The organism is Acuticoccus kalidii (assembly GCF_021556395.1).
Lineage (GTDB): Bacteria > Pseudomonadota > Alphaproteobacteria > Rhizobiales > Amorphaceae > Acuticoccus > Acuticoccus kalidii.
In genome coordinates, this window is sequence record NZ_JAKGCS010000005.1 from 190,882 (window position 1) to 216,463 (window position 25,582).

Sequence of the window (25,582 nt, forward strand, 5' to 3'; positions counted from 1 at the left end):
GATGGGGCGGGGACCTGCGGGGGTCAGGCCGGTTTCAGGGCCGCGCCATAGTCGACGGGCGTCGCGTGCCAACCCTTGGCGCGCTTGTCCCAGAAGGCGTCCTTGAGGCGCATCGAGATGGGGCCGGGGCGGTCGTTGCCGAGAATCCGGCCGTCGATGCGGGAGACGGGCATGATCCCGCCCGCCGTCGTCGCGGTGAAGATCTCGTCCGCCTCGCGCAGCTCCGCGGCCGGAACCGCCCGCACCTCGCACCTGATGCCGAGATCGGCGCACAGCTCGATCACCGACAGGCGCGTCATGCCGTCGAGCCCGCCACGGATCGGCGTCGCGACGACACCGTCGGTGATCGAAAAGACGTTGAAGCCCGGCCCCTCGGTGACGTTGCCGTCACCGTCGAGGAGGACGGCGGTGTCGGCGCCCTTGTCCGCCGCCTCGAAGAGGCCGGCGGTGAGGTCACCCCAATGGAAATTCTTGACGCGCGGCTCGAACGATTCAGGCGGAATGCGCAACGTCTTCGCGATGATGAGATGCTTGCCGCGCTCCATCTGCTCGGGCGAAGCGATCGAGATCCAGGGGACCGCGTAGCACGAGAGATAGTTGCGCGCGTTCATCGGATGACGGGCCGTGCCGGGCTTCGGCACGCCGCGAAGGCAGTCCATCGCGACATAGGCCGAGGTGAGGCCGGCGGTCGCGACGAGGGTGTTGAGGATCGCCCGGATCTCCTCGTCGGTCTCGGGCGGCGACAGGCGCAGCGCGTCCATCGAGGCGCGGAAGCGGGCGATATGATCGTCGAGGCGGAAGAAGCTGCCCTCCCACACGCCGACGACGTCATAGGTCACATCGGAGCGCCGATAGCCGAAATCGGTGACGGGAATGCGCGCCTCGCCGACCGGCATGAACTCGCCGTCGAGATAGGCCGCACCCGCTTCATAGCCCGCGAGGGCGGCCGGGGCGGCGGCGGTGTCGAGCGTCGTCATGGCTGGGCCTCGGCGCGCAGGGCGGCGGTGGCGCGCGCGTCGATCATCGGCAGGCCGGCCGCGTCGGGTGTGATCGCGACGCGGTAGACGGCGCGTGCCCGTTCGGCCGTCACGAGGCCGGCGGCGACATCGGCGAGGACACGCGCCGTCTCGCGCGTCTCCGGCGGGCCGTAACCGCCGCCGCCGCACGAATAGGAGATCACCGTCTCGCCGGGGGAGAGCTTCACCGCATGGCAGGCGGGCAGCGTCTCGAGCGTACCGTCGGCGCGCCTCTTATATTGGTCGGCGAGCGCACCGGGGCCGCCACCGGCCGCGCCCGCCGCCGGGTTCACGGTGCCGTCCGAGGTGTAGATCAACGTCATCTCGCAGCCGTCGATCGGGCCGAACTCGGCTTCCATCGCAGGCGCGCCGCGGAAGGCGCCGGGCCCCTCGCTGTCGGCGACGAGATGGCGGCCGTTGACGAAGAGCGGGTGGTGCAGCTCGTCCACCTCGACGCTGTCCTGCCGGCAAAGGCCGGCATTGCCGGTGTGGATCAGCGTCAGGAAACCGTCGGTCGTCGGCGTGCCGGGGCCGCCGGTGATGCCGAGAAAGATCTGGTTGACGAACGCCTCGCCGGTCTCGGGATGCTTGCCGGAGATGACGCCCATGGCGGGCGGCATGATCGGCCCGCCTTCGCCCATACCGAAGCCCGGCGCGATCTCCGCGATGCCGCGCTGGACGGGGTTCGACACGCGGTCGGCAAGGTTCGTCGTCGCGACCGAACAGGAGGCCGGATGGCGCGGTATCCCGACGGCGCAATTTTCGCGCAACTTGATGTCGATGCGCCGGAAGCTGCCGGAATTGACCGGCACCGAATGGTCTTTGATCGCGTTGTAGATGCCGATCATCGCCGCCGTGCTCGCGGTGCCCTCGGTGAGGTTGAGGCCGCAGGGCTGGCAATCGACATTGTCGGTGAGGTCGACCTCGATGCGCGCCGCCTCGGCGTCGACCTTGATCGTGACGTTGACCGGGATCCCGTCCGGGACGCCCGGAAACGGATCATGGCCGGAGTGGACGGTGGTCGACCCGGTCGACAGGCGCTTGATCGCCTGGACCATCTTTTCCTCGGAATAGTCGAACCAGCTTTCCGCATAATCCTCGAGCGCGTCCCAGCCGAATTCCTCGCCGAGCGTCAGAAGCTCTCGCTCGCCGATGCGCACGGCCGCCAGCGTCGCGAGATAGTCGCCCCACCACTGCTCCGACACGCGGATGCGCGCGCGGCACATGCGGATGAGATCCTGATTGTCCCGGTAGCCGGACTGGATCTTGGCGGCGGAGAAGATCAGCGCGCCCTCTTCGTAGACGTCCGAGGCGTCGCCCATGTAGGTCGTCGGCTTGGAGTTGCCGCAGTCGGCCTGGTGGGCTTTCGCGAGGACGAAGAAGCGCGGGGTGCCGCCTTCGTCCACCACCGGCACGATGAGGCAGTGATCGGCGGCGTGCGAGTTGCCCTCATAGGGGCTGTTGTGGATGTAGCAGTCACCCGCCTTCAGCGTCTTGTGGTGCCGGCGGACGGCCTCGCACATGAGGTCCGGCCCCAGAAGGGTGTGGATCGGCAGGCTCTCGGCCGTCGCGAGGAGGCGGCAATCGGCCGTCAGCACCACGCACGAGAAGTCGTGCGCGGTGTTGAGGACGCCGGAGCGCGCGGTGCGGAAGAGCGTGTTCTGCATCTTCCGCGCGATGCCCTCCATCCGGTTCGAGAGCAGCGCCATCTTGACGCCGCTCGACCCGGTCGCGGGCTCCAGGGTCGGCTTGGCGACGGTCTGGATGTTCATCATGCGGCTCCCGTCATTTCGGCTGTGAGGCGCGCGCGGGTCTCGCGCGTCGCGGCGGCATCGATCGCGAGCGTATCGTCGGCACGGCTGCCGGTGGTGACGACGCCGTAGATGTTGCGGGCGCGCTCGGCGCTGATCCAGCCGTCTTTGACGTCCGCGAGGACGCGCTCGGGCGCGCGCGCCAGCGGCGAGCCATAGCCGCCGCCTCCGGCCGAGTAGGAGACGATCGTCTCGCCTGGACCGAGCGCGGCGCCATAGCAGGCGGGCAGGGTGGTGAGCGATCCGTCCGTTTCCGCCTTCAACGCGCGCGAGGGGGCGCCCGGCCCGCCGCCTTGCGCACCGAGGGCGACATTCTGCGAGCCGTCGGCGGTGTAGAGCACCTTCATGGTGCAATCCTCGATGGGGCCGAACTCGGCCCGGATCGAGGGCGCCCCGCGGAAGGTGCCGGCGCCTTCGGTGTCGACCTGCATTTCCCGGCCGGCGACGTAGATCGGATGGTGCAGCTCGTCCACCTCGATACTGTCGATATGGCACATGCCCGCATTGCCGGCATGGATGATGAAGAGAAAGCCGTCGGTCACGGGCGTGCCGGCGCCGCCGGTGATGCCGATATGGACCTGGTTGACGAAGGGTTCGTTGTCATGGCGCGGGTCGCGGCCGGAGATGACGCCCATGCCGGGCGGCATGATCGGCCCGGTCTCCGCCATACCGAAGCCCGGCGCGATCTCCGCGATCGCCCTCTGCACCGGATTCGACACGCGGTCGGCAAGGTTCGTCGTCGCCACCGAGCAGGACGCCGGATGGCGCGGGATGCCGACGCAGCAATTTTCGCGCAGGCGAATGTCGACGCGGCGGAAGCTGCCGGCGTTTACCGGCACCGTGTGATCGATGAGCCCGTTGAAGATCGCGACCATTGCCGCCGAGGACGAGGTGCCCTCGGTGAGGTTGAGGCCGGTCGGCGTGCAATCCGGGTTCCGGGTGAGGTCGACGCGGATCATCGCGCCTTCGGAATCGATCTCGACATCGGCCGTGATCGGGATGCCCTCCGGCACCCCGGGGAAGGGGTCGTGCGCGGTGTAGACCGTGCGCTTGCCGGACGGCAGGCGGGAGATGGCGTCGACCATCTTCTTCTCGGAATAGTCGAACCAGTCTTCCGCGTAGTCCTCGAGCGCCTCCCAGCCGACCTCGCCGCCGAGGGCGAGAAGCTCGCGCTCGCCGATGCGGACCGCGCCGAGGGTGGCGAGATAGTCGCCCCACCACTGTTCCGAGACGCGGATGCGCGCGCGGCACATGCGGATGAGATCCTCGTTGTCCGTGTAGTCGGACTGGATCTTGGCGGCGGAGAAGATCAGCGCGCCCTCTTCGTAGACGTCGGCGACGTCGGCGACATAGGTCGTCGGCTTGGCATTGCCGCAATCGGCCTGATGGGCCTTCGCGAGAACGAAGAAGCGCAGCGTCCCGCCCGCGTCGATGACCGGGACGATGAGGCAATGGTCCGCCGCGTGCGAGTTCCCCTCATAGGGGCTGTTGTGCAGGAAGCAGTCCCCGGCTTTGAGGTCCGGGTGATAGTGCTTAACGGTGCGGCACATGATGTCCGGCCCCGTCAGCGTGTGGCTCGGCAGGCTCTCCGCGGCGGCGAGGAGCCGGCAGTCCGGCGTCAGGATCACGCACGAGAAATCGTGTGCGGTGTTGAGGATGCCGGAGCGCGCGGTGCGGAAGAGCGTGTTCTGCATCTTCCGGGCGATGCTCTCGAACCGGCTCGACAGGATCGCGGTGCGGACGCCGTCGGCGCGCGGCGCGGAGATTTGTTTTTCCATGCCGGGCCTCAGAAGGTGATGCGCAGGCCGCCGCCTTCGGTGCGGCGCGCCTGGGTGTTGGGGTCGACGACAACGGTGGTGAAGGACGATTCGATGATCGCCGGGCCGGCGACCTCGCGGTCGGAGCCCATCGTCTCGAAGCGGATCACCTCCGCGTCGGTCCATCCGGTCTCGCTGAAATAGACCTTGCGGTTGGTGAGCGTGCCGCCGGGCGCTTCCGGGGGAAGCTGGCCGGTGCCGCCTTCGCGGATGACGCAGCTCACCTTCGCGCGCCAGGTGACGAACTCGATGTCGCTCTCGTCGTCGGTGATCTCGAAGATCTGGCGGTGCGTGGCGTGGAAGGCGGCGCACAGCGCGTCGAGATCGGCCTGGGTCTCGATCCGGCCCTTTTCCATCGGGGTTTCGATTTCCCAGATCTGGTGCATGTAACGCGCTTCGACCGAGAAGGTGATCGTGTTGCGCAGGGCATCGGAGCCGGGGCCGGCGGCGAAGGCCTTGCAACGCTCTTCCAGCGACGCGAGCACGGCGTTCACCGCGTCGAAGTCGAACTTGGCGTCGGTGGTGTAGAGCATTTGCGCATAGTCGGACGAGATGTCGGACATCAGCGCGCCGGCGGCCGAGAGGACGGAGCCCGCCTCCGGGATGAGGACGCCCGCGCAGCCGAGCCGGCGACCGACCGCGACGGCGTTGAGGCCGGCCGCGCCGCCGCCGCCCATCAGGATGGCGGTCGACGGGTCGATGCCCTGGTTGACGGTGATCTCGTCGATCGCGCCGACCATCTTCTCGGTGGCGAGGGTGAGAACCGAGGCCGCCGCCTCCTCGACGGTGAGGCCGAGCGGATCGGCGATCTTCTCCTTGAGGACGTCGCGCGCCGCCTCACGGTCGAGCACCATGGTGCCGCCGAGGAAGAAATCCGGGTCGATATAACCGAGAATGATCGAGCAGTCCGTGACGGTCGGCTCCGTGCCGCCTTTGCCGTAGGAGACGGGGCCGGGGGTCGAGCCGGCCGATTGCGGGCCGACGCGCAGGAGGCCGCCATCATCGACCCAGGCGATCGAGCCGCCGCCGGCGCCGATCGACTTCACGTCGACGGAGGGAAAGCCCGTCATGTGGCCGCGGAAAGGTTGGCCGATCCACGTCTCACGCGTCCACGGGATCCGCCCGTCCCGGACGAGGGAGACGTCGTAGGTCGTGCCGCCGGTGTCGGCGACGATGGCGGGACGCCCGTCGAAATCGCGATCGGAATAGAAGCGCCCGGCGACGGGGGCCATCGCGGGGCCGGAATTGATCGAGTGGATCGGGGCGCGGGCGACGATCGAGGCGTCCATGATGCCGCCGCCGGAGGTCACCATCAGCGTGCGGCCGGTGAAGCCGGCCTCGCCGAGGCGGCGGGTGAGGCTGTCGAGATAGTCGAACATCAACGGCTTCAGCGAGGCGTCGATGACGGTCGCGGAGGCGCGGCGATATTCGCGCAGCGTCGGGTTCAGCGAGTGGGAGAGGCTGACCGGAATACCCGGCAGATGCTCCGCGAGAAGCTCGCCGACACGCTTTTCATGCACGGGATTGACGATTGACCATAGGAGGCAGACCCCGACCGCCTCCACCTTCATCGCCTTCAGCTTCTCGACGATCTCGAGGACGGCCGCCTCGTCGAGCGCCTCGCGAACGGTGCCGTTCGCCATGACGCGCTCCGGCACCTCGAAGGTGAGGCGGCGCGGCACGTAGGGCTCGGGGAACGGGACGGTGAAGTTGAACGGCTCGGTCCGCCCGCCTTCGCGGATCACCAGGATATCGGGGTGCCCCTTGGTGGTGAGGAAGGCGGTTTTCGCGGTGTTGCCGGTGAGGATCGCGTTGATGGCGCGCGTCGTGCCGTGAATGAACGCATCGGCGCGGCCGAGGAAGGTCGCGAGGTCCTCGCCGGCATGGTCTGCGGCGAGACGGAGCGCGTCGAGCACGCCGCGGACCGGATCGTCCGGGGTGGTCGAGGCTTTGAAGAGGCGGATCGTGTCGCCCTCTTCAACAACGAGATCGGTGAAGGTGCCGCCGGTATCGCAAGCCAGACGCATGAACGTCCTCTCCTATGTGGTCGGGCGGGTCGGATATAGTGATCACACTTTTCCGCCTTGGCCCGCCATATGCAAGGGTGGTGCCAGGAAATAATCTTGTGAAGCTCTGTAAATAGCCAGGTATTGATCGAGATGAACGCAAGGATAATTCGCCTGGAGGCGCGCGCGCGGGCGCCGATCGCGTGCGGAATCGACCTCGTGGCGGACACCGTGGCGACCACCATCGGCCCGTGCGGGCGTGCCGTGTTGTCGGGTCGCCCGAACCGGGCGCCGGAATGGCTCTCGGGCGGATACGCGATCGCAAAGGCGCTGGAGGACGACGCGCCCGGCCGGCGCGCCGGCGTCGTCGCGATGCGCGAGCTCGCCTGGCAGACTTCGCAGTCGGTCGGAGACGGCACGGCGACCGCGATCCTGATTGCCCGTGCGCTGCTGCGCGATGGTGAAAAGGCAATCCTTGCGGGTCACGCGCCGACCGGGTTGCGCCGCGAGATGGAGCGGGAAAAGCGCACTGTCATCGCCGCGCTTCATGCTGCCGCGGAGCCCGCGAACGAGGCGGATTTGCTGGCGATCGCGACGCGCGCGGCGGGCGGCGACGGGGCCCTCGGGGCGCGGATTGCGCAGGCTGTGTCGGCGGCGGGGGCGGACGGTGCCGTGACTGTCGCGCGGGCGCTGACCGAGCGTGACGAGAGTGTGCACGAGCCCGGCATGTATTTCGAAACCGCCTGGGCGAGCCCGCACCTCGCAACCGATCCGGCCGTGAGCGAGACCGTCGTCGAGGCGCCGCTGGTGCTTCTCTATAACGGTATCGTCGAGACCTTTTCGTCGCTCTCCCGCGTCCTCGAGATGATCGCCAAGGCGGGCAAGAGCCTCCTCATCGTGGCCGATGCGTTCGGCGACGAGGCGATCGGAACGCTCGTCAAGAACCAGCAAAACGGCCTCAAAGTCGCCGCAGCCCGCGCGCCCGGCGCAGGGCTTTGGAAGGCGCGTTATCTCGATGACATCGCGGCGGCGACGGGCGCTTCGGTGATCGCGCCCCATTTCGGAACGTCGCTCGAAGGGCTGCGGCCGTCGATGCTTGGGCAAGCCGGTCGCGCGCGTGTGACGGCGCGCGGTCTCGCCATCGTCGATGGTGGCGGGGAGGCCGATACGGTGGCCCGTTATGCCGAGGGGCTGCGCGTCATGATGGAGGCGGAGACGTCGCTTTCGCTCGATCGGGAGCGGTATGCCGAGCGTCTTGCCCGCTTTACCGGCGGCATCGTCGAGGTGCGCGTCGGCGGGCGTGACAAGCGGGAGCAAGACGAACGGAAAACCCAGGCGGAGCGGGCGCTTTCGGCTGTCCGTGCGGCGCTCAAGGAGGGCGTCGCGCCGGGTGGAGCGGCGGCCTATATCCGCGCCGCGCGGGCGGGTTGCGGCGACGCGTCGGATGCCGCGATACTGGCGCGCCGCGTGTTCGCCGAGGCGCTCGCCGCACCGACGGCGGCGATTGCCGCGAACGCCGGTCTCGACGGCCGCGCCGTGGCGCGCACCCTCGCCGAGGCGCCGCGCGATTTCGCCTTCGACGTCACGCTGCGCCGCATGGCGCCCGCGCGCCCACTGGCCGAGCCAGTCGCTGTGCTGACTGCCGCTTTGAGTGGCGCCGCGTCGACGGCGACGACCTTCATGGGTGTCGCCGCGTCGATCTCGATGGTTTCCGAATGACGGCGGCATCCCGATGTTATTTTGGCGATTTTGCGGGCGTTTTTGGCGTTATGACTAGACGAAAGGCGCTTTGCTCATCCAGAGGATGACGATTGCGCACAAAATAATCTCGACAAACACCATGGAATACTTTGACAGTGGGGGACGGCCGCGGACTATTTTGTGATCACAAAATGCGGTTCGAGACCCGGGCTGTCGCGTGGCTCGGGGAGATCGCGACACGACACGGGGAACGAGATGACGACCGCACCTCCTGCCTCGCCGATCCTCGAGATCATTGATGCCGTTCACGTCTATGACGACGTCGTCGCCCTCGATGGCGTCAGCATCACGGCCGCGCCCGGCGAATTCCTCACCATCCTCGGCGAAAGCGGGTCGGGTAAGACGACGCTGTTGCGCATCATTTCCGGCCTCGAGACGCCTTATAGCGTGCGCGTCCTGCGGCTCGGCGGGGTCGACGTGCGCGACACACCGGCCTTCAAGCGCAACTGCACCACGGTCTTTCAGAACTACGCGCTGTTTCCGCACATGAGCGTCGGCGAGAATGTCGCCTACGGGCTGAAGGTGCGCGGCACGCCCGCCAGCGAACGCGAGACCCGCTCGCGCGAGGCGCTGCGCCTCGTCCAGCTCGAAGACATGTACGACCGCCGCGTCCACCAGCTTTCCGGCGGTCAGCGCCAGCGCGTGGCGCTCGCCCGCGCGCTCGTCCCCCAACCGGACATCCTGTTGCTCGACGAGCCGCTCGGCGCCCTCGACGAACGCCTCCGCGTCGACATGCAGGTCGAGCTCATGGGGCTGCAAAAGACGCTGGGCACCACCTTCGTCTACATCACGCACAGCCAGGAGGAGGCGCTCACCATGAGCGACCGCATCCTCCTGATGCGTCACGGCAAGATCGAGCAGACCGGCACGCCGACCGATATTTTCGATCGGCCCGTCTCCGCCTTCGCGGCGCGCTTCATGGGCGTCGACAACTGCTTCGAGGGTGACCTCATCTCGCTCGACGGCGAGCGGGCCGACGTGATGGTGGGCGGCGAACGCCTTGCCGGCCGCTGGTCGGGCAAGCGCAAGCCGAAAGCCGGCGAGAAGGTCGCGATCGGGATGCGCGCCGAGTGGCTGACCCTCGCCGACACCGCGCCGGACCGGGACGACATCAATGTCCTGCCCTGCCGCGGCGACGGCGCGATCTACAAGGGCAAATATCTCGACCGCACCGTCGACACCGGCGTCGCGCCGATGAAGGCGCGCATCTGGGACGTCGCGTCCGCCGTCCCCGAGCCGTCCTTCGTCTGGTGGAAGAAAGACGACTGCATCGTGATGAACGCCTGAGCCGACAGGCCGCCTATCGCTCCCAACCCATCCTGGAGAACCGCATGACCGACGATACGACCAAAGCCAACGGCCTGTCGCGCCGCGATTTTCTCGGCTCCACGCTCAGCGTCGGGGCCATGGGGCTCGCCGCCTCGATGATGCCGGGTATGGATCAGGCCGCCTGGGCCGCGTCCAACGAGGTCTCGCTCTACGGCGTCACCACCGCGCAGCTCAAAGACTGGTCGAGGATGACGGACTCGATCGGCCTCACGATGAACTACACGCCCACCAATGCGGACATCGGCATCTTCATGCGCGATGTCATGGGCAACAATCTCGGTGCGACGCAGGACATCTTCATCTTCGACGGCGGGTCCGAGGATCTTCTCGGGCCGGAAGGGTTCTATGCGGAGATCGTCGAGGATCATCCCGAGCTGACCCTGTGGGAGCGGACGCCGGACAGCTGGAAGCGCGCCAACTTCCTGCGTGCCGACGACAAGCAATTCGGCGTTCCGGTCATCGGCAACGGCGACGCGTTCGGGTACTTCCCCGAAAAGATCGGCGCCTCGCCCGACGGCATGGACGAGGTGCCGTGGACGACCTTCTTCGAGGGTGAGGACGTGCGCGGCCGCGTCGCGATCGACCGAAGCTGGCTCCAGTCGATGTCGGAGACGGCGAACTTCCTCAAGCACCACGGCCGCCTCGATGTCGAGGATCCGGCCGACCTTCCGCCGGAGGCCGCCCGCACGGTTGCCGACTATCTCGTGGAGCGGAAGCGCGCGGGCCAGTTCCGCACGATCTTCACCGCCTTCGAGGAGCAGGTGCAGCTCTTCTCGAACCGCGAAGCGGACATGATCAACTGCTGGGAGCCGGCGGTGAAGGAGGCGAACAACGCCCTCGGCCCGGACACGGTGATCTACGCCTTCACCGTCGAGGGGTACTATCTCTGGGGCCATGGCGCGCATGTCGCCTCCGCCGCGATGGAGCGGGACAACGTCGACAACATCTACAAGATGCTGAACTACTTCCTCGGTGGCGAGTACCGCGCCTACCAGGCCAAGGAGCGCGGCTATGCCGGTCCGAACATGGATCTCGGCGTGAAATATGCCGAGGAGAACGGCTGGTCCGAAGAGGACATCGCCGAGCTCAAGTGGACCGAGGAAAAGGTCGCCCGCAAATTCCAGAAGCCCTTCTCGTGCAAGGTCGTGCCGGAGAATGCCGGCGTGATGGAAGAGGAGTGGCAGCGCTTCCTCAACGCCTGATCGCGTCAGCGGACGGGCCTTCCGTCCGCCCCCGACGCCGTTGCGCGGGCGCTCGCCGCCCGCGTCTCGCCAAGGACCACAAGGGGCAACCGGATGACACTTGCTGCCGAGACGGCGAAGCCGACACGACGACCGTTCCTCCTGCGCTGGATCGACGGCCTGAGGCCCTCCTCGATCGTGGTGCCGACCTTCCTCGTGGCGTGGTCGCTCCTGGTGCTCCTGCCGCTCCTGGTGATCGTCGTCTTCAGCTTCTTCTCGGTGAAATATTACAAGGTCGTCTATTCGCCGACCTTCGAGACCTGGGAATCGCTGATCAACTCGGGCCGGTGGCTCTCGGCGGTGCGCACCTTGCGCGTCGCGGTGACGATGACCGTCATCGAACTCCTGCTCGCCTTTCCCTTCGCGCTGTGGCTCGCCAAAGGGTGCCGCTCGAAATATGTGAAGGCGGCGATCATCACGCTGCTCACGATCCCGTTCTTCCTCGACGCCTCCTCGCGCATCATCGTGTGGCGCTCGATCCTCGGGGCGAACGGCGCGGTCAACTCGCTCCTGATGTGGCTCGGCGTGACAGACGCGCCGATCGAGTGGCTGCTCTACTCGGAATTCGCCGTCCATTTCGGCCTGATCGGCACGCACTTCCCGACGATGGTGTTCCCGATCTTCCTGTCCTGCGCGCTGATCGACAACGACTATATCGCCGCGAGCCAGGATCTCGGCGCGCGCCCCTCGCAGACGCTCTTCACCGTCATCATCCCGCTCGCGCTGCCCGGCATCGTCGCCGGGATCGTGTTCACGCTGGTGCCGCTGATGGCCGCCTTCGTCGAGCCGCAGCTTCTCGGCGGCGGGTTCGTCGACCTGCTCGGCAATTCGGTGAACTCGGCGCTGCAGCAGCTCAAATATCCGACCGCCGCGGCGCTCTCGACCTTTGTCGTCGCGCTCCTCGGGATCTGCCTCGCGGTCCTCATCCTCGTCCTCAGAAAGCGGGCGGACATCTCGGCGATGTTCGTCGCTATGAAACGCTGATCGGGAGGGCGCCTCATGTCATCCGTCGCATTGGACCAAGCCGGCGAAACCAAAAGCGGGCGCGAGGCGGCCGCTCCGGCACGCGCGTCCCGCCGCCGGGCGCCGGGGCGGACCGGCCTCTGGCCGACGGTCGCCAAAGCGTGCGGGCTGTTCGCCCTCGCGATGATCTATATCCCGCTGATCTTCCTCGCGGTGATGAGCTTCACGCCCAACCCGCTCTCCGGCGTGCCCTATCCCCTCACGGTCGAGCATTATGCCGCGCTCGCCGGCGATGAGCGCTGGATGGGGCCGATGCGGACGAGCCTCTTCATGAGCGCTCTCGTCGCGCTCACCTGCATGGTGCTCGCGACGGTGGTCGGGCGGGCGCTGACGCGGATGCGCAGTCCCGGCGCGCCGCTTCTTCTCACCCTGATCCCGTTGTTCGTGCCCGGCCTCACGATGGGGGCGGCGCTGTTCATCTTCCTGCGCACGATCCTCGGGCTGACTTTGGGGCTGTGGTCGATCTATCTCGCCCAGCTCATCTGGGCGCTGCCCTTCTGCCTCCTCCTCGTTCTCGTCGTCGCGAGCCGGTTCGATCTCAACCTTCTCGAGGCCGCTGAAGACCTTGGCGCCTCGCCTTGGCGGCGCTTCTTCGACGTCGAGCTGCCGATCCTGAAGCCCGGCATCTTCGGCGCGGGGATCTTCGGCTTCCTCCTGTCTTTCAACGAGCTGCCGCGCTCGCTCTTCGTGCGCGGGATCGACACGACCATGCCGATCTACAACTGGGCGATGGCCGCCTCGCAGCAGTCGCAGGTGCCGATCATCTTCTCGCTGACGACGCTGCTCCTCGCGATCACGCTCCCCGTCATGGGCACCTTCTTCTGGGTCTTGTTCGTCAAGCTGGACAAGTCCTGACCCTTTCCCGGGCGGCGTCCCGCTCCGCCGCCCCAATTAGCGCAGAAAGCGACACGACAATGCTCGACCTCGAGAACGGTCTTCCCGGCACGAATTATTCGCTGGAGGAAATGGACCGGAACACGATCTTTCACCCGCTGACCTCGATTTCCGCCCACATGAAGGCCGGCCCCGCGATCATGCGCTCGGCCAAGGGGGCGCGGGTCGTCGGTGCGGACGGGACCGAATATGTCGACTGCTCGGGCGGCCTCTGGTGCGTCAATATCGGCTTCGGCCGGGAGGAGATCGCCGAGGCAGCCGCCAAGGCGATGACGGACCTCAATTATTGGCATCTCTTCGGCTCGTCCTCGAACGAGGCGACCATTCGCCTGTCGAGCCGGATCCTGACGCTGCTTCGCGAGGAGGCCGGCTTCACCAACGCCGCGCGCGTCTTCTACGGCACGTCCGGCTCCGACGCGAACGACACGAATTATAAGCTCGTCCGCTATTATTCGACGCTGCGCGGCAAGCCCGAAAAGAAAAAGATCATCTCCCGCACCGGCGGCTATCATGGCCTCACGGCGGCGGCGTCCTCGCTGACGGGGATCGCTGCCTATCACAAGGCGTGGAACCTGCCGGCGGCCGATGTCGTCTACACCGAATGCCCGCATTTCTACCGCTTCGCCCGCGACGGGGAGGATGAGGCGGCGTTCTGCGACCGGATGATCGCTGACCTCGAAGCGATCATCGCGCGCGAGGGCGCCGACACGATCGGCGGCTTCATCGCGGAGCCCATCATGGGCACCGGCGGCGTCCTCATCCCGCCGAAGGGCTACTTCGCCCGCGTACAGGAGGTTCTCGACCGGCACGACATCCTCTTGATCGTCGATGAGGTGATCACCGGCTTCGGGCGCACCGGCAACTGGTTCGGCACCGGCCTCTACGGGCTGAAACCGGACCTCATCACCCTCGCGAAGGGGCTGACGAGCGCCTACTTCCCGATGTCCGCGTCGGTGGTGTCGGAACGGATGTGGGACGTCTTCTCCGAGGCTTCGGACGAATATGGCCCGGTGATGCACGGCTTCACCTATTCCGGCCATCCTGTCGGGGCCGCCGTCGCGATGGCCAATCTCGACATCATGGAGAACGAGGGTCTCGTCCAGAACGCGGCCGAATCGGGCGCCTATCTCCTCGCCGCCCTCAAGGCGAAGGTGGGCGATCACCCCCATGTCGGTGACGTGCGCGGCGAGGGGCTGATGATCGGCGTCGAGTTCATCGCCGACAAGGCGACCCGGCGCCCCTTCGATCCGGCGGCCGCGGCGCACCGTCTCGTGGCGGCGAAGGCGAATGCGCAAGGCGTGATGGTCCGCGCGCTGCCCTTCATCGAGGTCGTGTCGTTCTCGCCCGCGCTCACCATCTCGAAGGAGGAATGCGACCTCGCGGTCGAGCGGTTCGCCGCCGGGCTCGAGGATGCGAGCCCCGAACTCGCGCGCCTCGCCGGCCACTGACGGGATCGGGCGCCGGCGACGGCGCCCATTGCGGGATCACGCCATCGTGCCGCGGGTCATGCTAAATTGGGCCGACTTTCGGCCGAACGCCGCGTCACTTCGGGTGTCATGCCCGAACGCGGACGCGCGATGGAGATGGATTCATTTTGGCGGACATCACGGCGGACGCGCCACTCGAAGGCGCGTCCACGCTCGGCGAGCAGATCTATGCCGAGCTCGAACAGGATATCATCACGGGTCGATGGCCGCCGGAGGCGCGCCAGAGCCTGCGCAAGATCGCGACCCGCTTGAACACCTCGGTCCAGCCCGTGCGGGAGGCCGTCGGCAAGCTCCTCGCGGCCAGTGCCCTCGAGCTGACGCCGGGGCGTGCCGTCCGCGTTCCGCGCCTCGATCGGGCGCAGGCGGACGAGCTGTGGTCGTTGCGCTTTCTCCTGGAGGGCGAGGCGGCGGCGCGCTTTGCGGCGCGCAAGGTGCCGGAGGAGGCCAAGCTCCTCTACGCGCACAATGCGGCGCTCGGGGAGCGCTATCGCCAGTCCGATGTGGGCGAGATCATGCGGCAGATGATGGCGTGGAATCTCGATCTCGCGGTCGGCGCGCAGTCGCCGATGCTGTTCAACATGATCCTGGGGCTGCGCCTGCGCTACGCGCCCTTCATCGCCGAATGCCTCGCGCTCGCGCCGCCGGACGAGCCGAGCTTCCTGGCATTCACGGTCCACATTCAGGACGAACTCGTCCACGCGATCGTCACGGGCGACGCGGATGCGGCGCGCCATCTGCGCTGCGCCGATCTGCGCTCGTTTCAACGTCACCTCTATTCTCGGCGCGGCTGGAGCATCTGAGCCCCGGCGGCGCTTTTGCGGATGCGCCACCACAAAAAGGGTCGAACGATGCGCTATCTCCTGGGGATCGACGTCGGCGGCACGTTCACCGACTTCGTCGCCTATGACGCGATGCAGCGGGACGTGAAGGTGTGGAAGGTCCCATCGACACCCACCGACCCGATCAACGGCATCCTGAACGGCATTCACAGCGCCCTCTCGCCCGACACGATCTCCCTCGTTCGGCTGGGCACCACGGTCGCTACCAACGCGGTCTTGGAGCGCAAAGGCGGCACCGTCGCCTACGTGACGACGCGCGGCTTCCGGGACGTGCCGTTCATCCAGCGCGGCAACCGCAAAGCCCATTACGACATGAGCTGGGTGAAGCCGAAGCCCCTCGTGAAGCGTCGTCACTGCTTCGAGGTGACGGAGCGGATCGACGCCTATGGCAAGGAGATCGTCCCGCTCGACGAGGCGGAGGTCGCGCGGATCGCCGACCGGATCGCGGCCGATCCGGAGATCGAGGCGGTCGCCGTGTGCTTCCTCTTCTCCTATCTCGATCCGGCGCACGAGACCCGCGCGAAGGCGATCCTCGCCGAGCGCCTCGGCGCCGATATGCCGATTTCGACCTCCTTCGAGGTGCTGCCGAAATGGAAGGAATATGAGCGCGCCTCGACGACGCTCGCCGACGCCTATCTGAAGCCTGTCGTGAGCCGCCAGCTCCGCGCCATGCGCGACCGGCTCGACGGGGAGGGGGTGGGCGCGCCCGTCGTGGTCATCAAGTCGAATGGCGGGGAGATGACATTGGGCGCGGCCGCGGAAGCGCCGGTCAATCTCGTGATGTCGGGGCCGACCGGCGGGGTGATCGCGAGCCGTTATCTCGCCGAGCTGACGGGGATCGACAATCTCGTCACGCTCGACATGGGCGGCACGTCGACGGACGTTGCGACCGTGCTCGGCCAGCAGGAGAGCTTCACCACCAATTTCGAGATCGAGTGGGGCGTTCCGATCCAGATCCCGATGCTCGACATCCGCACCATCGGCGCCGGCGGCGGCTCGATCGCCTGGATCGACAAAGGCGGTATGCTGCGCGTCGGCCCGCACAGCGCCGGCGCGCGGCCAGGGCCCGCCTGCTACGGGTTCGGCGGCACGGACGCGACGGTGACGGATGCCAACGTGGTCCTCGGCCGGATCGACCCGGACAATTTCCTCAACGGAACGATGAAGCTCGACAAGGCAGCGGCGGAGCGCGCCGTCGGCGCCGTCGCCGAGGCGATCGGCCAGTCGGTGGAGGCGACGGCGCTCGCGATCGTCCAGATCGCCAACAACAACATGGTCTCGGCGCTGCGCTCCGTCCTCATCGAGCGCGGCCTCGACCCGCGCGACTTCACCCTCGCCACCTTCGGCGGCGCCGGCCCGCCCCATGCGGCGGAGCTGATGGGCGAGATCGGCATTCCGCGTGCGATCGTCCCGCCGCATCCGGGCCAGTTCTCGGCCTATGGCTTCATCGTCACCAATGCGCGCGTCGACCGGCAGCGCACGACGCAGCTCACGAGCCGACGCTTTGACGCCGCCCGCGCCTCGCAGATCCTCGAAGATCTCGTCGCCGATGCGGTGGACGAGCTGAAGGCGCAGGATTTCACCGAGAATCTCGTGGTCCATCGGGCGCTTGCGATGCGCTATCTCGGCCAGAATTACGAGCTCGAACTCTCCATCGAGCCCGCCGACCTCTCGCCCGAGCGGGCGGCCGGGTTGTGGGCCGCGTTTCACAAGGCGCACGAGGCCCGCTTCGGTTTCGCGATTCCGGGGGAGACGATCGAGATCGTGAACTATCTCGCGACGGTGGTCTCGATCGGCGACAAGCCGGCCTTCCCGAAACTCGCCGAGGGGGACGGGCCGCCGGAGCCGGTCGGCCGCCGCTCGGTCGTCTTCGCCTCCGGCCGCGAGGAGGCGCCCGTCTACCGCCGCGAGGCGCTCCTCGCGGGACAGACGATCGGGGGGCCCGCGATCGTCGAGGAGGCCGCCTCCGTCACTATCGTCGCGCCCGGTCAACATCTCGATGTCGACCAATTCGGCTCGCTCCACATCGCTGCTCACACGAACGCCTGAGGTCGCACCATGCGCTTTTCCGATAACGGCTTTTACGTCGAGAAGTATGTGAAGTGCGCCAATTGCGGACTTCTGGTCTACGGCCCCGGCATCCAAACCGAGGGAAGCCGGGACATCTATTGCTCGGACTGGTGCGTCGAGTGGGCGGGGCTGAAGGCGAAGGGCGACCCGGAGCCCCGTCTTCCGATCGTCCCGCCGCGCCTGCCGATCGAGGAGGCGATGGCCGCCCGCGTCACCGAACGCCCGCCGGCGGACCCGGTGATGATGAACATCCTCGATTCCACCATGGTCTCGATCTGCCGCGAGATGGGCATCCTCCTCATGAAGACGTCCTATTCGACGATCTTCAATGAAGGGCTCGATTTCACCTGCGCGCTCGCGGACGCCAAGGGCGACATGATCGCCTGCGCCGAATTCTGCCCGACGATGATCGGCGGGATGCCGATCCTCATCAAGACGTGCGCGCAGGAGATCGACTTCTCGACGCTCGAGCCCGGTGACGTCATCGTCCACAACGATCCCTATCGCGGCGGCCTCCACTGCCCCGAACACACCTTCTTCAAGCCGATCTTCGCCGATGGCGCTCTCCTCGGCTTCGCCGTCTGCATCGGCCATATCGCCGAGATCGGCGGCATGGTGCCGGGCGCTTTCTGCGGCGAGGCGACGGAGATCTTCCACGAGGGGATGCGCGTCCCGCCGGTGAAGATCCGCAAGGCGGGCAAGGACGTCGAGGAGGTGTGGAAGCTCCTCCTCGCCAACTGCCGCACGCCGCGCCAGAATTACGGGGACCTGATGGCGATGATCGGCTCGGTCGATCTCGGCGTCGACCGGGTGGGCCAGATCGTCGAGAAATACGGCGCCGACGTCTTCCGCGACACCTGCGAAGACTTGATGGACTATTCGGAGCGCCGGATGCGTGCCGAGCTCGACGCCTTCCCCGACGGCGTCTACGGCTTCGAGGACGTGATCGAGAATGACGGGATCGAGAGGAAGCCCTACACGGTCGCGATCGACCTCCACATCCAGGGCGACGAGGTGGTCGCCGACTATCGGCGCAGCTCGCCGCAGGCGCGCGGCCCGGTGAACGCGACGCTCGGGGTCGCGACGGGGGCGGTCTATAACGGGATCCTCCATGTGACGGACCCGTCCATCCCGAAGAATTCCGGCTGTTTCCGCCCGATCCGCGTCGTCTCCCCGCCGGGCCTCGTCGTCAATGTCGACTATCCGGGCCCGCTCGTCGCCGGCAACACGGAGACCCACCCGCGTCTCGCCAATATCGTGATCGGCGCGATGAGCCGCTGCGTGCCGACGCGGGCGATGGCCTCGGAAAGCTGCACCGGCACCAACTTCGTTTTCGGCGGCGAGCACCCGGATTATGACGAGTATTTCGCCTGCTACGACATCATGTCGGGCGGCTGGGGCGGCCGGCACGAGCATGACGGCAATGACTGCGTCATCGCCATCAACGGCAATTGCCGCTTCAACCCGACGGAGGTGTTCGAGACGCGCTTTCCCTTGCGGGTCGAGACCTTCGAGATGATGCCGGATTCGGGCGGCGCCGGACGCTGGCGCGGCGGGCTCGGCTTTCGCCGCGAGCTCGTGGTGACGCAGGTGCCGATCACCGCGAGCCAGTGCAGCGACCGCCACGAGGTGAGGCCGTTCGCCCTGTTCGGCGGCGCGGAAGGCGGCAATGGCGGCACGATGGTGAAGAAGGCCGGCAGCGAGGCATGGAGTACCGTGTGCGAGCTCTACGGCAAGACGTCGTCGAGCAAGTACGCCAATGTGCGCTTCGATCCCGGCGACCGCGTGCTCCTATGGACCCCCGGCGGCGGTGGTTATGGCGATCCGGCCGAACGCGATCCGGGGGCGATCGCCGAGGATGTCGCCGAGGGCTATGTCAGCGCCGAGGCAGCGAGCCGCCTCTATGGCTGGAGCGGCAAAGCCTGAAGCAACAGGGGCTGACGCAACAGGAGCCGAGGCGTTACGAGGCTCGCGGATCGGGGCGCGGCCGCCGCGATCGTACCCGATCGGCTCGTCTCAGTCCCGCGTCCAGATCGTCTCGTCGATCTGGCCGGCGAGCTCGGGATAGTCCTTCGCGTGGAAGCGGGGCTCCCGGCCGGCTTTGCGCTGATTGAAATAGTCCCGCGTCAGCTTGGCGACGGTGCCGGACAGGAGACAGATGGCGATGAGGTTGATCGTCGCCATCATGCCCATCGAGGCGTCGGCCGTGTTGAAGACGGTGCTCACCGCCTGCACCGAGCCCCACACCACCATGCCGAGCACCGCGAGGCGGAGCACCGTGAGCGCGGCCGTGTTGTCGAGCCCGAGGAAGGACATCGCGGCCTCGGAGTAGCTGTAATTGCCGATGATCGAGGTGAAGGCGAAGAAGAAGATCGCGATGGCGATGAAGAACGTACCGGCCGAGCCGATATGCGCTTCGAGCGCGATCTGGGTGAGCTGCGTGCCGGTGACGCCGTTGCCGGGCTCGAGAACGCCGGACAGCAGGATGACGACCGCCGTCGCCGTGCAGATCAAGATCGTGTCGATGAACACGCCGAGCGCCTGGACGAAGCCCTGCGAGGAGGGGTGGTGCGGGCGCGGGGTGGCGGCCGCCGCGATATTGGGGGCCGAGCCCATGCCGGCCTCGTTGGAGAAGAGCCCACGCTTCACGCCGTTGAGGAGCGCCGCCATCACGCCGCCGGTGACGCCGCCGGCCGCCTCCTGAAGGCCGAACGCGGAGGCGAAGATCGCGCCGATCACCGAGGGGACGGCGGTGATGTTGATGATCAGCACGAACACGGCAAGAGCGAGATAGGCGATCGCCATGAAGGGGACGACGTATTCGGCGACGCGGGCGATCGAGCGGATGCCGCCGAAGATCACGATGCCGGCGACGATCGCAACGAGCGCGCCGACGATGATCGGCGAGATCCCGAAGGCGCCTTCCATCGCCTGGGCGATCGAGTTCGCTTGCACCGCGTTGAAGACGAGGCCGAACGAGATGATGAGGCAGATCGAGAAGACGTAGCCGAGCCAGCCCTGACCGAGGCCGCGCCGAATATAGTAGGCCGGACCGCCGCGATAGACGCCTTGCTCGCCGTGGCTCTTATAGAGCTGGGCGAGGGTCGATTCGGCATAGGCCGTCGCCATGCCGACAAAGGCGACCACCCACATCCAGAAGATCGCGCCCGGACCGCCGAGATAGAGCGCCACGGCGACGCCGGCGAGGTTGCCCGTTCCGACACGGCTCGCCAGCGAGACGGTGAGCGCCTGGAACGGCGAAATGCCCTCCCGGTCCGTCTCCGGCGCGGAGAAGAGCGTGCGGAACAGCTCGCTGAAATGGACGAGTTGGGGAAAGCCGAGCCGCACCGTGAAGTAGATCCCGACGCCGAGTAGGCCGTAGATCAGCACGTAGCTCCAGAAGACGGTGTTGAGCGCGTCGATGATGGCGGTCATGGTGATCTCCCCCTTGATCGCCCCCAGGCTGCCTGGGCCGATGCCACGCGGCAACCCATGGCGCTTTGGCGGGCGACGATCTCAAGCGTTTTTCTGGAGTGGTCCCCGGCCGGTCAGCGGTCGACGGCGTAAAGGCGTCGTTCCGGTGCGGTCGAGGTTTCGATCGGGCAGCCGAAGATCGAATATCCGATCGGGTCCTTCATCTCGTCGAGAACGACTTGGGCGATGATCGAATATCGTTCGTTCGCGTGCGACGTCACCACCCGGGAGGCGGTGGCGTTCTCGTCCACGCCGTCCATCGCGCGCAGCTCCTCGATCAGGATGGCGAAGGCCGGTGGGAGCGCGCTGATATGGTGCCCTTTGAACCGCATCGGATCGGCCTCCGAGAAGCGGTACAGGCCGGCGCCCGTGTTGACGATGTTGAGATCGTTGTCGACGAAGAGGACGAGGATTTCGCTCGATTGATAGAGCGACGAGGCCTGGTAGGTCAGGTTGTCCCGCGACATGCGCGTGCGCGAATGCGCCCCTTGCGGCGCAGGCTGGGCGGCGGCGAGCATCGGGAGCACCTCGGCCGCCGGCACCGCTCTTCCGAACAGATGGCCCTGCGCGGACGAGCACCCGATACGGGTCAACAGCTCTTGCTGTTCGGTGGTCTCGACCCCTTCCGCGATGACCGAGAAGCCGAGGCTCTGTCCGAGGCCGACCACCGCCGTCACGATCTTGCGGCTCTCTTTCTGTCCGGTCATCGCCCGCACGAAGCTGGTGTCGATCTTCACCGTCGAGAACGGCAACGTGCGCAGCCATGTCAGGCTCGAATAGCCCGTTCCGAAATCGTCCAGAGAGATGGCGCAGCCGAGGGAGCGCATCTTGTTGATCGTCGAGAGAGACGCGTCCTCCAGCATCGATGCTTCGGTGATCTCGATGTTGACGTTGGAGGGCGAGAAGCCAAGCTCGATGGCCGCGTCGTGCAAGCGGGTGGCAAGGTTGCAATCGCGCAATTGCGTCGGAGAGACGTTGAAGGCCAGCGTGATGTGCCCCGGCCATTGCTGCGCGGCCTTGAAGGCTTCGCGCATCAGGAGGTCGAGGAGATCGTCGAGCATTCCTCCGCGGTCGGCGTATTCGACGAAGACTGACGGGCTGATCGATCCCTGATCCTCGTCGAACCAGCGGGCGAGTACTTCGAACCCCGTGATCGATTGGTCCGCTAGAGAAACGATCGGCTGAAAATGCGGCCGGATCCGGCCTTCGATGAGGGCGGCAGCGAATGCCAGATTGAATCTCGATTGGGACGAGAACATGAGACCCGATGGAGGTTGGACGGCCGGAGTCCGAACGACGAGGAACGAGCAAGTTTGCCGGAATATCTCGTGTTTGAGATCCACGTCAAATGACGAGCACCATTTCGACGCATATTGGCCTGAAAGTGTCAGATGTGTTCCTTGGAATAGGGAATAACTCTGAAATTCGATCAATCGGGAATGTCTATGGCTATGGATTTCGCTCGTCCCTGAGGCGACGTTCGTCATCGAGCGCATTGCCGAAGAACGATCGGGCCAGGATCGGCCCGATCGTGGTTCGTCATGGCGCGGTCGGTCCGATCAGCTGTTGAGACCGCCGTCGACGGTGAGGCTCGTCCCCGTGATCTGTTTGGCGGCGGGGCTCGCGAGGAAGGCGACGGCCGCGGCGATGTCCTCGGCCGTGCCATAGCGTCCGAGTGCCGACATTTCGCGAAGCATATCGGCGTGGTCGCTATCGGCGGGGTTCATCTCGGTGTCCGTCGCGCCCGGGTTGACGAGATTGACGGTGATGTCGCGCGGACCGAGTTCACGGGCGAGGCCGCGGGTCAGGGCGATCTGCGCCGATTTCGTGATCGAATACATCGTCACGTTGGGGGCGACCATGCGGTCGGCGAGCGAGGAGCCGATCAGAATGATGCGGCCGCCCGCACCGAGATGCGGAATGACCGCCTGGGAGACGAGAACCGCCCCGCGCACATTGACGTCGAGCAGGGCGTCGACGTCGGCAAGGTCGAGGTCCGCGACGGGCCCGTAACGGGCAATGCCGGCATTGTTGACGAGAATGTCGATGCCGCCGAGCCCTTCGGCGGTCTCTGCGACGAGACGCTTGAGGGCCGCCGGGTCTGCGCTGTCGGCCTGAAACGCGAGACCCTTGCGGCCCGCCTTCTCGATTTGGGCAACAACCCCGGCCGCGCGTTCGGCGGAGTTCTCGTAGGAGATCGCGACGTCCGCGCCTTTCTCGGCGAGCAATGACGCGATCGCCGCGCCGATTCCGCGCGAGCCGCCTGTGACGAGCGCGCGCTTTCCAGCCAATTCAGTCATGTTGCACCTATTTCTGTGTCGATCGATACGGAAATAGAGGCGCGGGTTTCGGGGTTCAATGATTTTTATATCGATCATTCTAAAAATATTTGATGCGCACCGCGGTGAAAGCCGAAAACGCGAGGGGCGCAGCGGGTTGAAATGTAAAACGATCGTTTTACATTTCGGCGCATGGACACCAAGCACAAGCTCATCGCCGCGGCCGAACGCGTGTTCGACCGGCACGGCTTCACTGCCACGGGCATGGACCGGCTGACGGCGGAGGCCGGCATGTCGAGCCGGACACTCTATAAGCACGCCGGCAGCAAGACCGCGCTGATGCAAGCCGTCCTCGCCGAACGCGAGCGGCGGTTCATGGCGCGGCTCGACGTGTCGGGCGTCGACGCGATCTTCGTCGCGCTCGCCGAATGGGTGCACACCGAAGGGGCGAGGGGATGCCTCTTCCTGCGCACCCTCGGCGAGACCGGTGCTGACCTGCCCGTCCTCGCGGACGCGGTGATGGCGCACAAAGCCGCCTTTCGCGAGCGGGTCGCCGAGATCGTCGCCGCCGAGGTCGGGGAGGAGACGGCAGCCGGGCTGTCCGAACAGATCCTCGTGCTGATCGAGGGCGCGACCGCCGCGGCCGTCTATCGGGGGCCGGATGCGGTGGCGGCGGCGCGTGCGGCGGCAGCCACGTTGATCGACGGGGCACGGCGATGAGCGCGGCGCTGCGGCTCGGGGGCGTCGGCTTCGCCCTCATCGCGGTCTGTTACGGCCTCGCCCGCTTCGCCTTCGGGCTGTTCCTGCCGCAGATCGATGCGGATCTCTCTCTCGGTCCGACGCTCGCCGGGGTGATCTCGGGCGGCTCCTTTTTCGGTTACTGCATCGCGATCGTCGGGTCGGCGGTCCTGACCGAACGCATCGGGGCGCGGGCCGTCGCGACCGGCGCGGCGCTCGTCGCCGCCGTCGGCATGGCGGGGATCGCGTTCGCGCCCAACCCGGCATGGCTCGCCGCGGCGGTGTTGCTCGCAGGGTCGAGCACGGGCCTCGTATCGCCGCCCCTCGCGGCCGCCGTCGCCATCGCCGTCCGGCCCGACCGCCAGGGCGCGACGAACACCGCGATCAACGCCGGGACGAGCGCGGGGGTCGCGCTGTCCGGTCCCGTCGCGCTCGCGATCGCGGGGGAGTGGCGGCTTGCCTTCGCGGCCTTCGCAGCGGTCGCGGTGGTCCTCGCCGTGGTGGTGGCGATGACGGTGCCGCGCGCGCCGGGCGTGGCCGCGACGCGCGGCATGCCGCCGCTCAGCGCGGCGATCATGCGCCTCGTCCTCGCGTCTTTCCTCATGGGGGCGGCGAGCACGGCGCTGTGGTCTTTCGGCGGCCAGCTCGCCGCGATGCGGCTTGGTTGGGGGGGAGCCGGAACCGGGCTCCTGTGGACCGTGATCGGCGCGGCCGGGATCGCCGGGGCGTTTGCCGGCACGTTGGTGTCCCGCTTCGGGGTCGATCCCGTGCACCGTGTCTTTCTCGCCGCGATGGCGCTCGGCATCCTGGCGGCGGGCTCCGCTTTTGCCACCCCCGCGACGACGCTTGTCGGTGGGGCGCTCTTCGGCGCGTCCTATGTGATGCTGACCGGCGTCTATCTCGTCTGGGGCGTCGAAGCGCTGCCGGACCGGCCCGCGACCGGGCTGATGATCGGCTTCCTGACCATCGCGATCGGCCAGACCGCCGGCGCGACGATCTTCGGTATGCTGATGGATGTGTCCGGCCCCGACCTTGCCGTCCTCGCCTTCGCTGCGGTTGGCCTCGCGGCCGGGGTGGTCAGCTACCGTCCGGCGCCGGGGGCCGCGCGGGGGGCCGTCGGGGCGTGACCCTGGGGCGGCCGCCGCGCGGCGCAGGCTTATCCCGGTGGGTGGAGGCCGCCTTCGATCAGAGCGGCGAACGCGGTGGCGGCGTCCACCTCGCTGCAATCGCCTCGCAACATCGCGGCGGACAGCGCCTCGCCAGCCCCGACGAGGCCGACACAGCGCCGTTCGAGATCTGCCGCCGCAAGCGGGCTGTGGGGGGCAAGGACGGCGGCGAACAGGCGCACATACCCGTCGAGGAGTTCCCGGTGCACGGCGTCCATCTCCGGGCTTCCCGCGAGCGCCGCCCCCACCGCGTGCCATTCGCCGCCGGTATCGACCGAACAATGGATATAGGTCGCGGCGAGATGCTCGGCCGTTTCCGCGCGCGTCCGCTCGCCGGTGGTGAGCACGGCGCGGAGGGCGTCCGACTGCTCGCGGTCGAGCCTCTTATAGAGCGCGATGAGGAGGCCCGCCCGCGTGCCGAAATGATCGTAGGCGACCGGTTTGGAGACGCCGGCGCGGGCGGCGAGACGGCCGAGCGTCAGCCGGTCCGCCCCCTCGTCACGCACGATTTGGAGGGCGGTGTCGAGGAGCTGGCGGCGCCGGTCATCCTTCGAGAGTCTGCGCTGGCGGGTCTCTCCGGCGTCGTTCTGGACGGAAGTCACGGCATGATGCCCTTGCATAACCTACTAAT

General features: G+C 67.1%; 19 protein-coding genes. 11 read left to right on the forward strand and 8 right to left on the reverse strand.

All coding sequences use genetic code 11. The features are described from left to right. Positions 1–23: 23 nt before the first annotated feature. The 4 genes from L1787_RS01085 to L1787_RS01100 are packed head-to-tail and all read right to left on the reverse strand — an operon-like array spanning position 24 to position 6,671. A complete protein-coding gene (locus L1787_RS01085) occupies positions 24–977 on the reverse strand; it encodes an aminotransferase class IV (protein WP_235706624.1) in 954 nt (317 codons plus the stop codon). Continuing rightward, positions 974–2,788 (reverse strand): hydantoinase B/oxoprolinase family protein, encoded by a 1,815-nt coding sequence (locus L1787_RS01090; protein WP_235706625.1) that lies wholly within the window; start codon positions 2,786–2,788, stop codon positions 974–976. The genes L1787_RS01085 and L1787_RS01090 overlap by 4 nt, the downstream gene beginning before the upstream one ends. Beyond that, the gene (locus L1787_RS01095; protein ID WP_235706626.1) at positions 2,788–4,605 is read right to left on the reverse strand and encodes a hydantoinase B/oxoprolinase family protein; all 1,818 of its coding nucleotides are present in this window, start codon (positions 4,603–4,605) and stop codon (positions 2,788–2,790) included. Before L1787_RS01095 ends, L1787_RS01090 begins: the two co-directional genes overlap by 1 nt. An 8-nt stretch (positions 4,606–4,613) precedes the next feature. Continuing rightward, positions 4,614–6,671, reverse strand: coding sequence for a hydantoinase/oxoprolinase family protein (locus tag L1787_RS01100; protein ID WP_235706627.1), 2,058 nt, complete (start codon positions 6,669–6,671; stop codon positions 4,614–4,616). A 198-nt stretch (positions 6,672–6,869) separates the two neighbouring features. Here L1787_RS01100 and L1787_RS01105 point away from each other — a divergent pair, with 198 nt between their 5' ends. The 9 genes from L1787_RS01105 (at position 6,870) to L1787_RS01145 (ending at position 19,220) form a co-directional block, all read left to right on the forward strand. Next, a complete protein-coding gene (locus L1787_RS01105; RefSeq protein WP_235706628.1) occupies positions 6,870–8,369 on the forward strand; it encodes a TCP-1/cpn60 chaperonin family protein in 1,500 nt (499 codons plus the stop codon). 237 nt (positions 8,370–8,606) lie between these two features. Next, entirely contained in the window at positions 8,607–9,698 is a 1,092-nt protein-coding gene (locus L1787_RS01110) for an ABC transporter ATP-binding protein (RefSeq protein WP_235706629.1), read from the forward strand. A 44-nt stretch (positions 9,699–9,742) separates the two neighbouring features. After that, the gene (locus L1787_RS01115; RefSeq protein WP_235706630.1) at positions 9,743–10,942 is read left to right on the forward strand and encodes a type 2 periplasmic-binding domain-containing protein; all 1,200 of its coding nucleotides are present in this window, start codon (positions 9,743–9,745) and stop codon (positions 10,940–10,942) included. 93 nt (positions 10,943–11,035) lie between these two features. Continuing rightward, the gene (locus L1787_RS01120; protein WP_235706631.1) at positions 11,036–11,965 is read left to right on the forward strand and encodes an ABC transporter permease; all 930 of its coding nucleotides are present in this window, start codon (positions 11,036–11,038) and stop codon (positions 11,963–11,965) included. A 15-nt stretch (positions 11,966–11,980) separates the two neighbouring features. Continuing rightward, positions 11,981–12,859: an ABC transporter permease gene (locus tag L1787_RS01125; protein ID WP_235706632.1), complete on the forward strand. Its 879-nt coding sequence runs from the start codon at positions 11,981–11,983 to the stop codon at positions 12,857–12,859. Between the two features lie 59 nt (positions 12,860–12,918). Continuing rightward, complete coding sequence (locus L1787_RS01130) at positions 12,919–14,346, forward strand: aminotransferase (RefSeq protein ID WP_235706633.1); 1,428 nt, start codon at positions 12,919–12,921, stop codon at positions 14,344–14,346. 146 nt (positions 14,347–14,492) lie between these two features. After that, positions 14,493–15,185 (forward strand): GntR family transcriptional regulator, encoded by a 693-nt coding sequence (locus L1787_RS01135; RefSeq protein WP_235706634.1) that lies wholly within the window; start codon positions 14,493–14,495, stop codon positions 15,183–15,185. A 48-nt stretch (positions 15,186–15,233) separates the two neighbouring features. Next, complete coding sequence (locus L1787_RS01140; protein WP_235706635.1) at positions 15,234–17,273, forward strand: hydantoinase/oxoprolinase family protein; 2,040 nt, start codon at positions 15,234–15,236, stop codon at positions 17,271–17,273. A 9-nt stretch (positions 17,274–17,282) separates the two neighbouring features. Then, on the forward strand, positions 17,283–19,220 hold the full coding sequence (locus tag L1787_RS01145; RefSeq protein ID WP_235706636.1) for a hydantoinase B/oxoprolinase family protein: 1,938 nt from the start codon (positions 17,283–17,285) through the stop codon (positions 19,218–19,220). A gap of 90 nt (positions 19,221–19,310) precedes the next feature. Here the strand turns inward: L1787_RS01145 and L1787_RS01150 are convergent, their stop codons facing one another. From L1787_RS01150 to L1787_RS01160, 3 genes are all read right to left on the reverse strand, one after another. Beyond that, a complete protein-coding gene (locus L1787_RS01150; RefSeq protein WP_235706637.1) occupies positions 19,311–20,729 on the reverse strand; it encodes an alanine/glycine:cation symporter family protein in 1,419 nt (472 codons plus the stop codon). A gap of 113 nt (positions 20,730–20,842) precedes the next feature. Beyond that, entirely contained in the window at positions 20,843–22,264 is a 1,422-nt protein-coding gene (locus L1787_RS01155; RefSeq protein ID WP_369415041.1) for an EAL domain-containing protein, read from the reverse strand. A 63-nt stretch (positions 22,265–22,327) separates the two neighbouring features. Continuing rightward, on the reverse strand, positions 22,328–23,068 hold the full coding sequence (locus L1787_RS01160; protein ID WP_235706639.1) for an SDR family NAD(P)-dependent oxidoreductase: 741 nt from the start codon (positions 23,066–23,068) through the stop codon (positions 22,328–22,330). A 171-nt stretch (positions 23,069–23,239) separates the two neighbouring features. Here L1787_RS01160 and L1787_RS01165 point away from each other — a divergent pair, with 171 nt between their 5' ends. After that, positions 23,240–23,767 (forward strand): TetR/AcrR family transcriptional regulator, encoded by a 528-nt coding sequence (locus tag L1787_RS01165; protein WP_235706640.1) that lies wholly within the window; start codon positions 23,240–23,242, stop codon positions 23,765–23,767. Next, positions 23,764–24,912 (forward strand): MFS transporter, encoded by a 1,149-nt coding sequence (locus L1787_RS01170; RefSeq protein ID WP_235706641.1) that lies wholly within the window; start codon positions 23,764–23,766, stop codon positions 24,910–24,912. The genes L1787_RS01165 and L1787_RS01170 overlap by 4 nt, the downstream gene beginning before the upstream one ends. Before the next feature lie 29 nt (positions 24,913–24,941). Here the strand turns inward: L1787_RS01170 and L1787_RS01175 are convergent, their stop codons facing one another. Continuing rightward, the gene (locus tag L1787_RS01175) at positions 24,942–25,553 is read right to left on the reverse strand and encodes a TetR/AcrR family transcriptional regulator (RefSeq protein ID WP_235706642.1); all 612 of its coding nucleotides are present in this window, start codon (positions 25,551–25,553) and stop codon (positions 24,942–24,944) included. Positions 25,554–25,582 lie beyond the last annotated feature (29 nt).

Excerpts from the sequence above, each read along its gene's own strand:
- L1787_RS01170 (WP_235706641.1), top strand. The coding sequence starts at position 23,764 with ATGAGCGCGGCGCTGCGGCTCGGGGGCGTCGGCTTCGCCCTCATCGCG.
- L1787_RS01125 (WP_235706632.1), top strand. The coding sequence starts at position 11,981 with ATGTCATCCGTCGCATTGGACCAAGCCGGCGAAACCAAAAGCGGGCGC.
- L1787_RS01130 (WP_235706633.1), top strand. The coding sequence starts at position 12,919 with ATGCTCGACCTCGAGAACGGTCTTCCCGGCACGAATTATTCGCTGGAG.
- L1787_RS01160 (WP_235706639.1), bottom strand. The coding sequence starts at position 23,068 with ATGACTGAATTGGCTGGAAAGCGCGCGCTCGTCACAGGCGGCTCGCGC.
- L1787_RS01155 (WP_369415041.1), bottom strand. The coding sequence starts at position 22,264 with ATGCGCTCGATGACGAACGTCGCCTCAGGGACGAGCGAAATCCATAGC.
- L1787_RS01100 (WP_235706627.1), bottom strand. The coding sequence starts at position 6,671 with ATGCGTCTGGCTTGCGATACCGGCGGCACCTTCACCGATCTCGTTGTT.
- L1787_RS01140 (WP_235706635.1), top strand. The coding sequence starts at position 15,234 with ATGCGCTATCTCCTGGGGATCGACGTCGGCGGCACGTTCACCGACTTC.
- L1787_RS01145 (WP_235706636.1), top strand. The coding sequence starts at position 17,283 with ATGCGCTTTTCCGATAACGGCTTTTACGTCGAGAAGTATGTGAAGTGC.
- L1787_RS01150 (WP_235706637.1), bottom strand. The coding sequence starts at position 20,729 with ATGACCGCCATCATCGACGCGCTCAACACCGTCTTCTGGAGCTACGTG.
- L1787_RS01115 (WP_235706630.1), top strand. The coding sequence starts at position 9,743 with ATGACCGACGATACGACCAAAGCCAACGGCCTGTCGCGCCGCGATTTT.
- L1787_RS01085 (WP_235706624.1), bottom strand. The coding sequence starts at position 977 with ATGACGACGCTCGACACCGCCGCCGCCCCGGCCGCCCTCGCGGGCTAT.
- L1787_RS01090 (WP_235706625.1), bottom strand. The coding sequence starts at position 2,788 with ATGAACATCCAGACCGTCGCCAAGCCGACCCTGGAGCCCGCGACCGGG.
- L1787_RS01095 (WP_235706626.1), bottom strand. The coding sequence starts at position 4,605 with ATGGAAAAACAAATCTCCGCGCCGCGCGCCGACGGCGTCCGCACCGCG.
- L1787_RS01120 (WP_235706631.1), top strand. The coding sequence starts at position 11,036 with ATGACACTTGCTGCCGAGACGGCGAAGCCGACACGACGACCGTTCCTC.
- L1787_RS01110 (WP_235706629.1), top strand. The coding sequence starts at position 8,607 with ATGACGACCGCACCTCCTGCCTCGCCGATCCTCGAGATCATTGATGCC.
- L1787_RS01165 (WP_235706640.1), top strand. The coding sequence starts at position 23,240 with ATGGACACCAAGCACAAGCTCATCGCCGCGGCCGAACGCGTGTTCGAC.